General features: G+C 66.0%; 9 protein-coding genes. 7 read left to right on the forward strand and 2 right to left on the reverse strand.

All coding sequences use genetic code 11. The features are described from left to right. Positions 1-44: 44 nt before the first annotated feature. Positions 45-392, forward strand: a complete 348-nt coding sequence (locus ACH9L7_RS15280) for a hypothetical protein (RefSeq protein WP_396611544.1) — start codon at positions 45-47, stop codon at positions 390-392. An 80-nt stretch (positions 393-472) separates the two neighbouring features. Further along, positions 473-1,102 (forward strand): hypothetical protein, encoded by a 630-nt coding sequence (locus ACH9L7_RS15285; RefSeq protein WP_396611545.1) that lies wholly within the window; start codon positions 473-475, stop codon positions 1,100-1,102. A gap of 74 nt (positions 1,103-1,176) precedes the next feature. On the opposite strand, the gene mutL is transcribed toward ACH9L7_RS15285, so the two are convergent. Continuing rightward, on the reverse strand, positions 1,177-2,829 hold the full coding sequence (mutL, locus tag ACH9L7_RS15290) for a DNA mismatch repair endonuclease MutL (RefSeq protein WP_396611546.1): 1,653 nt from the start codon (positions 2,827-2,829) through the stop codon (positions 1,177-1,179). After that, positions 2,829-5,675 (reverse strand): DNA mismatch repair protein MutS, encoded by a 2,847-nt coding sequence (gene mutS / locus ACH9L7_RS15295; RefSeq protein ID WP_396611547.1) that lies wholly within the window; start codon positions 5,673-5,675, stop codon positions 2,829-2,831. Before mutS ends, mutL begins: the two co-directional genes overlap by 1 nt. A 183-nt stretch (positions 5,676-5,858) precedes the next feature. Here mutS and ACH9L7_RS15300 point away from each other — a divergent pair, with 183 nt between their 5' ends. The 5 genes from ACH9L7_RS15300 (at position 5,859) to ACH9L7_RS15320 (ending at position 12,518) form a co-directional block, all read left to right on the forward strand. Next, positions 5,859-6,815 (forward strand): AAA family ATPase, encoded by a 957-nt coding sequence (locus ACH9L7_RS15300; protein WP_396611548.1) that lies wholly within the window; start codon positions 5,859-5,861, stop codon positions 6,813-6,815. Further along, positions 6,812-7,831: a DUF58 domain-containing protein gene (locus tag ACH9L7_RS15305; RefSeq protein WP_396611549.1), complete on the forward strand. Its 1,020-nt coding sequence runs from the start codon at positions 6,812-6,814 to the stop codon at positions 7,829-7,831. The genes ACH9L7_RS15300 and ACH9L7_RS15305 overlap by 4 nt, the downstream gene beginning before the upstream one ends. Next, positions 7,828-10,104 (forward strand): DUF3488 and DUF4129 domain-containing transglutaminase family protein, encoded by a 2,277-nt coding sequence (locus tag ACH9L7_RS15310; RefSeq protein WP_396611550.1) that lies wholly within the window; start codon positions 7,828-7,830, stop codon positions 10,102-10,104. The genes ACH9L7_RS15305 and ACH9L7_RS15310 overlap by 4 nt, the downstream gene beginning before the upstream one ends. Before the next feature lie 41 nt (positions 10,105-10,145). Next, on the forward strand, positions 10,146-11,345 hold the full coding sequence (locus ACH9L7_RS15315) for a hypothetical protein (RefSeq protein ID WP_396611551.1): 1,200 nt from the start codon (positions 10,146-10,148) through the stop codon (positions 11,343-11,345). A gap of 159 nt (positions 11,346-11,504) precedes the next feature. Further along, positions 11,505-12,518: a hypothetical protein gene (locus tag ACH9L7_RS15320; RefSeq protein WP_396611552.1), complete on the forward strand. Its 1,014-nt coding sequence runs from the start codon at positions 11,505-11,507 to the stop codon at positions 12,516-12,518. Positions 12,519-12,524: the final 6 nt, after the last annotated feature.

Consider the following 12,524-nt stretch of genomic DNA (forward strand, 5'->3'; position numbering starts at 1 on the left):
TGCGGGTCGGCACCGCTAAGGGCCGCCCGCCCACACGTCCGTTCATGCCGAACCGCTCGCTCGACGACTTCGGTTCCCCGGCCGACAACGATGACCCCGCCGAGTCTGTGTCCGACGACACCGCTGAGTCTGTATCCGACGACACCGCCGAGTCTGTGTCCGACGACACCGCTGAGTCTGTATCCGACGACACCGCCGAGTCTGTGTCCGACGACACCGCTGAGTCTGTATCCGACGACACCGCGACAGAAGAGGACAGTGACGCCCCCGACACGCTCGCAACCTACCGCTGGACACCCGACGGAACGCCCTGTCCAGCCTGTGGCGAGACGGTCCAAAAGCGGTGGCTCGACGGTGAGCAGTACGTCTGTCACGACTGCAAAGACTGGTAACTCCACGCTCTACCAGTTCGTCGCTTCGTCGGCGGCCACACCTCCAGAAAGCACTTGTCAAATCACGGGTGTATTCACGTATGGTCCGCCGCGGGGTCTTCGCTCTCCTTGCCGCGCTCGTCGCGCTCTCCCTCGTCGCCGCCCCGGCGACGATGGCTGACTGGGGCGAGCAAGCGGTGTTCTCCGTCGAGCGGATTGACGAGTCGCAGGTCCGCGAAGAGACACCCGTGCTCCAGTACGACAGTCTCCCAGCGGATGCGCAGGACGCCGTCAGGAACGCCATCGAGTCACCGGACGGTTCCAATACCGTCTACGGGGCCGAAGACTGGCCCGACCAATTTTTCTACAGCGACTACAGCGCTCCCGGGAACGGATTGTACGCCGTTGTCTACGAGGGCCAGCACTACCGTCTCTACACCTACGCTGGCGGCGGCTTTCCGTTCGTGTACTGGCTGTACGAACTCCCGTTCGTCGTCTACGGTGTCGCCCTCGCGTGGGTCGCCAGCAGAACGCACCGCGGGAGCCTGTCACCACAGACCGCCGCACTCGCTACTGCACCCGGCGTCGCGTTCCACCTCCTCGGCCCCGAGTTCGACTTTCCGCTCCTCGACCCGATGCAGTTCATTGGACTGGGCGTCGCCGCGACTGTCGTGTTGGGTGTTGGACTCGCCGTCAGCGTACGCGGGCGAGAAGACGCGAGTACCGAGTAACGAGCACCGAGTAAGTGGAACATCGAGTAGACCGCCGAGCGAAGTTTGGCACTGAATCGGCCGCTGAGCGCGACTCAGTCGAGTCGCCCACTTCGCCGACCAAACCCACGAACGAATGCATCCTCGTCGATGGCGAGAACTGTCGGCCGACCGTGCGGGCAGGTGTACGGCGTCTCACACGACCCGAGTCGGGAGACGAGTCGCGCTGCGTCTTCGGCCGACAGGTCGTCGCCAGCCTTTATCGAGGGATGACACGCGAGGTCCTTCAGCAACTCGTCGCGTGGGTCGCGCGGGTCGTTTGCAGCGAGGTCGGACACAACGTCTGCCAGCGCGTCGGGCGCGAATGGGCGGCCAATCGGGGCTGGAACGGCCTCGACACGGTAGGTTCCGCCGCCGAAGTCGGCGACACGGAAGCCGAGTCTTTCGACGGCGTCTCGGTTCGCCTCCACAAGCGCCGCTTCGGGCGGCGACAGCGACACGCTTGCGGGCGGGTCGACCGGGACAGAATCGACACCTACTGACTCGACGGCCGCCCGCAGGCGCTCGTAGTTCACGCGCTCGTGGGCGGCGTGCTGGTCGACCACGAGGAGTTCGTCGCCGACCTCACAGAGGACGTAGAGGTCGCGGAACTGGCCGATGACGCGCACGTCGTCGAACACCGATTCCGCCTCGACCGGCGACAGCGACGAGTCGAGGTCCATCGCCAACTCGCCGCTTCGACGCAGGTCGGCGGTCGAAAGGGCGTCTCTGACGCTCGATTCGACCACACCCGCGACCGCCTCGGGGTCTCTGAACTCGACTTCCGACTTCGCGGGGTGGACGTTGTGGTCGACCCACGCCGGAGGCAGCGAGATGCGGACGACTGCGACGGGTTCGCGTCCGTCGGGGAGGAGCGTCCCGTAGGCGTCGGCGACTGCCCGACGAATCCGTGAGTCGACGAGTGCGCGGCCGTTCACCGAGATATGGATGTGGTCTCGTCGGGCGCGACTCACGAGCGGATGACAGAGGACGCCATCGACCGCGACTGCACCCGATTCCGCACCGACTTGGACCTCGTGGCTGGCGTCGAACGTCGAGGCGTGGCTGGCAACCTCGCGGCCGTACACGGCGAGCAGCGCGTCTGTGAAGCGGCCGGTTCCCGGCGTCGTGAGCGTCTCGCGGCCGTCGTGCCGGAGGACGAACCGCACGTCGGGGCGGACGAGCGCGTATCGGGTGACGAGACGCGAGATGCGGGCGAACTCCGCTTTCGCCGACGCAAGTGCCTTCTTTCGGGCGGGTCGCTCGGCGAAGAGTCCCGTAACTTCGACGGTAGTTCCCCGAGCGCGGGCCGCCGCAGTGGCCAATTTTTCACCCCCGTCCACGACGACGCGCGTTCCCCGCGGGCCGCCAGCGTTGGTCGTCAGTTCCAGTCTCCCGACGGCGGCGATGCTCGGGAGGGCTTCGCCTCTGAAGCCGAGCGTCTCGACCGTTTCGAGGTCGGCCGCGTCGTCCAGTTTGCTGGTCGTGTGTCGCTCGACGGCGAGTGTGGCGTCTCGCTCGGTCATCCCCGCACCATCGTCGCTGACGCGGATACGGTCGGTTCCGTCGCCTTCGACAGCAATCTCGACCGTCTCAGCACCCGCGTCGAGAGCGTTTTCCACGAGTTCCACGACGACGCTCGCCGGACGGGTGACGACCTCTCCCGCCGCGATTTGCGTTCGTGTCTGTCGGTCGAGTTGGTGAATCATTATTCGAGTTTGCGCTTGAGGTCCGAAAGGAGGTTCAGCGCCTCCAGCGGCGTGGTGTCCACGAGGTCGGCGTCGCGGAGTTCGGCGGCCACCTCGCCGAGGGTGTCGTCTCGGGCGGCGGTGTGGGTTGCACCCGAACCGACCGTTTTGGCTGCTTCGCCGTTAGTTTCGGCGGTCGCTTCGTGGCGACCGTTCGCCAGTCTGTCACCTTCACGGTGGCCGTTTTCCAAGCCGTCCACGTAGGCCGCCAGCGTTCCGTCCTCGGCAGCAGCCATCTTCTCTGCACCCCCTTCGTTTCGAGTCGAGTCTGCAACGACAGATTCGGTTGGCGTTGGCTCGTCGTCGGTGTTGGAGCGGCCGGGGTCGGCGGTGTTGTCGGCGTCGGCATCTCCTGTCTCGCTCACTGCGTCGGCTTCGACGAGGCCACGGGCGCGGTCGACAACATCGGTTGGAACGCCAGCGAGTTGGGCGACTTCGACGCCGTAGGAGGACGATGAAGGCCCTTCGGCGACGCTGTGGAGGAAGGTAACCTCGCCGTCTGTCTGCGCGGCGGTGAAATGCAGATTGAACACGCCCGGGCGCTCCGTCGCGGCGTCGGTCAGGTCGTGATAGTGGGTCGCAAAGAGCGTCATCGCGCCGACTTCGTCGTGGATGAACTCCGTGGTCGCGCGGGCGATGGCGAGGCCGTCGGCCGTGGAGGTGCCGCGGCCCACCTCGTCGAGGAGGACCAGCGAGTCCTCGGTCGCGTTGTGGAGGATTTCGGTCAACTCGCTCATCTCGCGCATGAACGTCGATTGGCCGCCCGCGATGTCGTCCGACGCACCGACGCGAGTGAACACCCGGTCGACGACCGGCAGACGGGCGGCTTTGGCGGGGACGAAACTCCCCATCTGCGCGAGGATACTGACGAGTGCGACCTGCCGCATGTAGGTCGATTTCCCCGACATGTTCGGGCCGGTGACGAGCGCCACGCCACCATGCGGGAGCGAGGCGGGATTCGGAACGAACTCGTCTTGGGCCTGTTCGACGACTGGGTGACGTCCGGCCTCGATTTCGATTCCGCCGTGGGATTCCGTGTTCGCCGCGTCTCCGTCACAGAACACCGGTCGCGTGTAATCGTTGGCGACGGCAACGTCGGCGAGGGTTCGAAGCACGTCGAGGTCGGCCAACGCGTCGGCGACCGCCTGTATGCGCTCAGATTCGGTTGCGACTTCGGCGCGAACTTCGCAGAAGAGGTCGTATTCGAGCGTCTCCGCCCGTTCAGTGGCGCTGAGAATCTCGTCTTCGCGTTCCTTCAACTCGGGCGTGTAGAACCGCTCGGAGTTCTTCAGCGTCTGCCGACGGACGTAGTCGTCGGGAACCCGGTCGAGGTTCGGGTTCGTCACCTCGATGTAGTAGCCGTGGACCTGATTGTAGCCAACGTCGAGCGAGTCGATGCCGGTGCGCTCTCGCTCCCGTGCTTCGAGGTCCGAAACCCACTCGCGGCCCTCGGTGGCGGTTCCCCGAAGGTCGTCGAGTTCGTCGTCGAACCCCGACGCGATGACGCCGCCTTCGGTAATCTCCTGCGGCGGGTCGTCAACGATGGCGCGGTCGATGCGGTCACGGACGTCCGAGAGGTCGTCCAGTGAGTCGCGGAGGTCGGAGACGAGGCCCGAGTCGGCGTCTTCGAGCGTTGCGCGAATCTCAGGAACGCGGTCGAGCGTCGTCTGCAACGACCGCAGGTCGCGGGCGTTCGCACGTTCCCGAGAGACGCGAGCGACGAGTCGTTCGAGGTCGTAGACGGCCGAAAGATGCTCGCGCAGGTCTGCCCGCGTGAGGGCGTCGTCGGCGAACTCGCCCACCGCGTCTAGTCGCGCTTCGATGGCTTCCCGGTCTACGAGTGGGCGGCGAAGCCACGCTTCGAGGCGGCGGCGGCCAAGCGCGCAGGCCGTCTCGTCGAGGACCGAGAGGAGCGTGCTTCCGGTGCGGGCGCTCTGCGAGTCGAACAGTTCGAGACTCCGAATGGCAGTCGCGTCGAGTTGCAGGAACTCGCGGGGGTCGAATCGCGTGATGCGAGTGACGTACTCCAGTTTCGAGTCGCCCTGTGCGTACTCGGCGTAGGTGAGAAGCGCGCCGACAGCGCGGCGCTCTACGTCGGATTCGACGACCGCCTCCGGCCGGGGGACGTACGACGAGAGCGTCTGGGTCGCCGCCTCGATGTCGAAGGCGTCAGGGTCGAACGGCGTCTCCATCGGGTCGAACGAGGGGTCCGGCAGGTCGCAGTTCGGGCCGACGACGAGTTCGGCGGGCGCGAGTCGGTCCAGTTCTTCGAGCAACAGCGCGCGGTCAGCACCCGTCACGAGGCACTCGCCGGTGGAGACGTCCACGACGGCCAGTCCGTACTCGTCGCCGTCGCGGGCGACAGCACCGAGGTAGGTCGCACGACCCGCTTCCAGCAGTTCCTCGTCGACGACGGTCCCCGGCGTGATGAGTTGCGTGACGGCGCGGTCGACCAGCCCCGACGCCTCTGAGGCGTCTTCCACCTGGTCAGCGAGCGCGACGCGATAGCCCGCATCGAGCAAGCGTTCGAGGTACCCCGCCGCGTTGTCGATGGGGATGCCCGCCATCGGCCACGTTCCCGTCGAATCCTCGCGCTGGGTGAGCGTCACCTCGCAGGTGCGCGCAACAGTCTCGGCCGCACCGCAGAACGCTTCGTAGAAATCGCCGACCTGAAACAACACGAGGGCGTCGTCGTGCGTCTCACAGAGGTCGGCGTACTGCGAGAGCATCGGCGTCAGGTCGTCTCGGACCGCCAGCATCTCCGGCGGCGCGCCGTAGACTTCCTCACGTCCGGCGTCCGTGTTCATACCCGGTACGGAGTCGCCGAACGACAAAAGCACCCGGGAACGACGCCTTCGCTCTGCCTCGGTCGTCTCCGGTGGAGTGCGGTGTGCACACATCCAGCAACGTTAGGTGTATTGGGGCAATAGTTCATGACAGAGCGCCCGTCTTACCACCCTCCCGTGGCTGGCGGGACACCCCGCATATCAATGACTGATGTACATGCAGACGCCGACTTCGACCGCGAGCAGTCGGTCGAGTCGGTTTCGAACCTCGCTGCTCGCATCTCCGAAAACGTCGAACGAGTCATCGTCGGCCACCACGACGCCATCGAAGACATCATCGTGACGATGTTCGCCCGTGGACACCTCCTTCTGGAGGACGTTCCCGGCGTGGGCAAGACGATGCTCGCCCGAGCCATTGCCACCTCCATCGAAGGCTCGTTCGAACGCATCCAGTTCACACCGGACCTCCTGCCGTCTGACGTGACCGGTGTGAACGTGTTCAACCAGAAGACGAACGAATTCGAGTTCCGCGAGGGTCCGGTCTTCGGAAACGTCGTCCTCGGCGACGAGATAAACCGCGCGCCGCCGAAGACACAGGCCGCCCTCCTCGAAGTCATGGAGGAACTGCAGGTAACGGTCGATGGTGTCACGAGACCCGTTCCGGACCCCTTTACCGTCATCGCCACCCAGAACGATGTCGAACCCGACCGTACCTACGACCTGCCGTTGGCCGAACTGGACCGATTCATGAAGAAGATACATCTCGGCTATCCGAGCGAGGCGGAGGAAGCAGAGTTACTCGGTCGCCTCGCCGGACACCATCCAATCGAGTCGCTCGAACCGGTTGCGACGGCCGCCGACGTTCGCGCCGCCCGCGAGACAATTTTAGGCGTGGCGGTGAGCGAACCGGTTCGCCGCTACGTCTCGCGACTCGCCGCCGACACCCGCGAGCGGGCGACACTCGGCGTGAGTCCCCGCGGTTCTCTCGCGCTCGTTCGTGCCGCGCAGGCCCGAGCCGCGCTCGACGCCCGCGACTACGTCGTCCCCGACGACGTGCAACGCGAGGCCAGAAGCGTCTGGGCGCACCGCATCCGGACGGCCGGAAGCAGCGACGGCCGCGACGTGGTTGACAGCGCGCTCGACTTCGTTCCGGTCGAATGAGGCCGACACTTCGTGGCTGGGCGGCGCTGGTCGTCGTCGCTCTGGGCGTCGGCAACGCCGTTGCGTTCGGCCCGCGGGCGCTCAATGCCGTGGTTATCCCCGTCGTCGTCGCGTTGCTCATCGGAGCGGTCCAAGTGTGGCGCATCTCGCCACCGCGGGCTGTTCGCGCTCCGCCAGACGACGGGTTCCCCGGCGAGACACATACGGTCTCGCTCGACATCGAGACCGACCATCCCTTTCCCGCGACGACGACTGATTTCCTCTCTGCCAACCTCGAAGGCGACGCCACGGTACAGTCTATCGTCGGCGACGGGAGCATTTCGTACGACGTGACTTACGACGCTCGCGGGTTGGCGACACTCGGTCCCGCGACGGTCGTCGCTACCGACGTCCTCGGCTTTTTCACCCGCACGTTCACCGTCGGCGGGACGACCGAGATACTGGTCTATCCGCGACTCAGGTCGCTCTCTGCGACGGCCCGCCGCGACCTCTCGTTGCTCTCGAACTTCGGCACGGGCGAGGACCGCGAGGAGTTCGACCGACTGCGGCCGTACGTCCCCGGCGATTCGCTTCGCGACGTGCATTGGAAATCGACCGCACGGTCGGGCGACCTCGTGGTGAAGGCGTTCGCCGACCACGCCGACCCCGATGCAGTCGGCGTCTCTGTCGGCAGTATCGAAGGCCGTGTCGACGACGTTGCCGAGGCGACGGCCTCGCTCTGCTGGTCGCTGTTGGACGCGGGCGTTCCGATTCACCTCACGTCCCCGGCTGGCACTATCGACGCCGCGCCCGGCGACCAGCACCAGGTTCTCGCCCACCTCGCACAGATGGATTCGGGGTCGGTCCCGGACGAGAGCGCCGCAGTCGTGGTTCGCGGCGACATCGAACAGACGCGTATCGTCTTCGGCGGCCACGAGACGACGTTCGAACGACTCCGCGCGGAACCGGGCGAGGCAGACGAGGTGAGTCCGTCACCCGACCGCTCCGCCACACCTCGTCGGGAGGCCGCGCCATGAGCACCGACACGCGAACCGGGGGCAGTCAATCCACTGCGAGCGTCTCCAGCTCGCTGACACCAACCACCGAGCGCGACCAGCCAACGATCTTCGGCGTCCCGGCGTCGGCCCTCTCGGTCGCCGCAGCGTTCGTCCTCCTCGGGTCGTTCCTCTCTGTTCTCTACGACGTGACCGATGTCGTCGGCGGCCGAACCGAGTTCCTCCTCATCGCGGGCGGGACGGTCCTCGCTGCGACTATTCTCGCCCGGTCGTTCCGCCCGCGGGTCGCGCTCGCCATCACCGCCGTGTTGCTCGGCGGAGGCTTCGTCGCGTACCTCCTCGCCTTGCCCCAGAGCCAACTCGCATTGCTCTCGCCGAGGCAACTCGCCACCGACTCCGTTGCACTCCTGAGCGGCCTGTCGGTCCTCCGGTTGCTCTCGGCGGACGTGTGGGCGCTCGCGGTGACGCCCGCGCCGACGTTCCTCGCGTGGTACCTCGTCGTCCGCGGCCGGGTCGCCCCCGCCGTCGCCATCGCTGGTGGGGGACTCGGGATGTTCGTCTTGACCGGCGACGCGAGCGGTTCGCTCACGCTCCTCGGCGTCACCGCCGGTATCGCGGCGCTCGGATTCGACAGTATCGACCGATTCGGCACCAGCGGCGGCCAACTCGACGTGCTCACTATCGTCCTCGCCACGATGGTCGTCCTCTCGGCGACTGTTACGGTGCTTCCCGGAGCGGGCGGGTCGCCTGTCCTCCCAAGCCACGGGGTCGCAGAGCAACCGACAGTGGAAGCGAATCTCGTGAGCGCCAGCGACCGCATCTCTGTCGTCGGGAGCATCAGTCTCTCGCCGGACGTCCGATTCGAAGTCGAGAGTACCGCGCCGTCGTACTGGCAGACCGCCTCGTTCGACCGCTATACGGGCGATGGGTGGGTCCGAACCGGCGACACGGAACCGTACACCGGCGGGCGATTGAGCGGCCCGGAGGGACCGTCGCGGCTGGTCCGGCAGACGGTCTCCCCCAAGACGCCGCTGGATTCGATGCCTGCTGCGTGGCGTCCGGTCGCGGTCAGCGGCGATGTGGAGTTGGAGACGGTCGTCACCCAGCAGGGGAACTTCCGCCCGACGCGGAGCATCGGTACCGACGAGAACTACACGGTGAAAAGCGAGGTTCCGCAACACACGCCGGCGTCGCTGCGGCGTACCGGTACCGACTACCCGGAGCAGATACGCGAGCGCTACCTTGGCCTGCCGGACAGTACTTCTGACCGGGTCCGCGAACGGGCCGCCGAAATCACGGCCGACGCGGAGACGCCGTACGACAAGGCCGTCGCCGTCGAACGCTGGTTAGAGGAGAACAAGCAGTACTCACTGCGGGTGTCGCGTCCGGAGGGTGACATCGCTGAATCGTTCCTCTTCGAGATGGACGAGGGCTACTGCACCTACTACGCCACCACGATGGTCGTCCTCCTTCGCTCTGAGGGCGTCCCGGCGCGCTTCGTCACCGGCTACACGACCGGCGAGCGCGTCGACGGCGACCGATACGTCGTCCGCGGCCTCGACTCGCACGCGTGGGTCGAGGTGTACTTCGAGGACACCGGTTGGGTTCGCTTCGACCCGACGCCCGCCTCCCCGCGCCAGTCCGCCGAGTCGGAGGCGCTCTCCGACGCCCGTGAGGAAGGCCTCCCCGGTGTCGACACCAACGAGACGGAACCGCAGACCAACGGCGCAGAGGAAATCACGCCGGTCCCCACCGAAACGCCGAACGAAACGACCGCCAACAACACGACGACGAGCGCTCTCGGGCCGGGTATCGACGAGCGCCTCGGCGTCACGCCGACGGCTGGCGCACCGTCGGGAGAGGGTGACGAATCGGACGGCCTCATCCCGAGGCTTCCCTCACGTGAGACGATGCTCGTCGGTCTCGCTGCGGTCGTCGGCATCGCCGCCAGCGTCCGCCGAACCCGAGTGCCGGACCGCCTCCGGATACTGGCGCTTCTCGTCTACCAGCGTCGGACCAACTCGCCGACGAGAGACGTGGTCCGCGCGTACGACCGCCTCGAACACGTCTTGGCGCGGGCGTACCGCCCGCGACGACAGGGCGAGACGGTTCGTCACTACCTCGATGCGCTCTCGCGTGTCGGGGTCGATGAACGCACGCGACGGGTCGGGCGACTCTACGAACGAGCGCGGTACGGCGACGGCGTCTCCCGGGCCGATGCGGACGACGCAATCGCCGCTGCCGACGCGGCGGTTCGTTCTCGTCTGCCAGTTGTCAGACGCTGGCTACGCTGAATCTCTTGTCTTTTTGATGCCGGAGTTCGGATAGTGGGTTAATGGCGACACGACAGGCGGTCTTCGCTCTCCTGTGTGCGTTCTGCTGCGTCTTTGCAGCGGTCACACCGGTCGCGGCGACCCCCGACGGAACAGCCACCGGACCGGGCGTCGAACCGCTCGTCCAGCAAGGCGTCGAACCCGACAGCACCCGCATCGCCGTCGATGTGGCTGCAGACGGGAGCGCGCGGTGGGAGATTCAGTACTGGACCCGTCTCGACGACCAGAACACCACCGACGCGTTCGAGTCGCTACAAGACGATATTCAGGCGAATCCGGGCGACTACACGACGACATTCGCCAGTCGGATGAACGACACCGTCTCGGCGGCGTCGAACTCGACGGGCCGAGAGATGGCCGCGTCGAACGTCTCGGTCACCGCGGAGACGCGGTCGCTCCCCGATAGTTTCGGCGTCGTCACCTACTCGTTCGAGTGGTCGAACTTCGCGGCCGCTGATGGTGACAGACTCGTCGTCGGCGACGCAATCGAGGGCTTCTTCCTCGATTCGGGGTCGCGGCTTATCCTCTCGTGGCCCGCCGACTACGGCACGACGACGGTCGAACCCACCGCCGACGAGACGCGCGAAAACACCGTCATCTGGCGCGGGGCGGACACCGAGTTCGTCTCCGGCGAACCACGAGTCGTCCTCGAAGCCGGTGGCGGCGCAGCTACGACGGACCCGGGAGACCAGACGCCTGCCACTGAAGACGGCTCGTTCCCCACGACAGGCGCGCTCGCGGCGCTCGCGCTCGTCGGGACGCTCCTCGTTGGTGCCGCGTTCTATCTCCGGTCCCGTGGTGTCTTTGGCGGCGGCACGTCCATGGACGACGATGGCACGATGACCTCAGGAGCCGCTGCCGACGCTGGCGACACCCCGTCGCCCTCCGTCGATAATACCGGTTCCGTACCCGCAGCGGCCGCCGCAGCGGGCGACGAAGCCGCGGAGGCTGACGACGCGGATGACGACGCCGAGGAGGTCCCGTCGGAACTGCTCAGCAACGAAGAACGCGTCCTTCAACTCATCGAGTCGCGTGGCGGACGCATCAAGCAACAGGAGGTGGCGAGCACCCTCGACTGGACGGACGCGAAGACTAGCAAAGTCGTCCGTGGCATGCGCGACGAGGGGACCATCGAAGGGTTCCGCCTCGGCCGCGAGAACGTCCTCCGACTCCCGGAGAACGACGAGTCTGACGACGCGTAAAAAGTCTTACGACCATTTACCCGGTTTACTTTTCCCTAATCGGAAGACGGCAGGGCATCTGCCCTTCGGTCCGAAACAGCGTTGAACCGACGTTAAACGGCGTTGATTCGCGAGTACGAACGCTCGCTTATATCAGAATGTGGGACGAAGGATGTCGTAATGAGCCGACGAATCGCTGCACTCGTCGTTGCGACAGTGTTACTGGTGAGTGCGAGCGCTCCGCTCGCACTTGCTTCTCCTGCAGGTCAGGCACTTACTTCCTCCGTGGGTGACGGAGTCGTCGCCCAGACTGACGGCGGGTCAACAGACGGGACAGCGACCAACGACACGACAGCAGAGACGAAAAACGACGACGAGCCCATCCCGCCGGGACAGAAACTCGCGGGTGCCATCAGCGTCCAGGAGTCTGAGACAGACGGTGTCATCGAACGCCGGGCGTTCGAAAACCGGATGGCGAACGCGAACTCGAACGCGTCGAAAGCGGGTGTCGTCGCCGAGCAGGTTGAGTCGGTCCGCGAGCGACTCACTGAACTCAAAGAGCGCCGCGACCGACTCAAAGCGAAACACGACGACGGGACCATCTCGGACCGCGCCTACCGGGTCCAGATAACTCGCGTCGTCTCCGAAATCGAGCAGGTGAAGTCGCTTTTGAACCAGACGGCTGACGCCGCAGAGACCGTCCCCGAATCGGACCTCCAAGCAAAGGGCGTGAACACGACCGCACTCGACACGCTCCGGTCGAACGCGAGCGAACTCACCGGCCCCGAAGTAGCAGAAATCGCGCGGAGCATCGCGGGTGAGAACCCCGGGAAGGGACTCGACAAGGCCGAAGAAAAGCGGAAGAACGGCAATCGCGGTGAGTCCAACGGGTCGGACGCCGGCGACGGAAACGCTGCCGATGACAACCCCGGAGAGGGTGGCGACAGTGCCGGTGATTCCCCAAAATCGAAACCGGGGGATGGCTCGAACAACGGGCCAGATACGCCCCCGGGACAGGATAACCGCGCGAAGGACGCCGAAACTGGTGGGTCCTCTGACTCCGGTAGTGGTGACGACACCACTGGGTCGAACAGCACTGGTGGTTCCACCGGCTCGGCCGACGACGGCGACTCCACAACCGAAGAGTCGACGAACACCACTGAAACGACGACCGACGACGCCACGGGCGCCTGATTTCGG

The organism is Haloferax sp. S1W (assembly GCF_044593955.1).
Classification (GTDB): Archaea; Halobacteriota; Halobacteria; order Halobacteriales; family Haloferacaceae; genus Haloferax.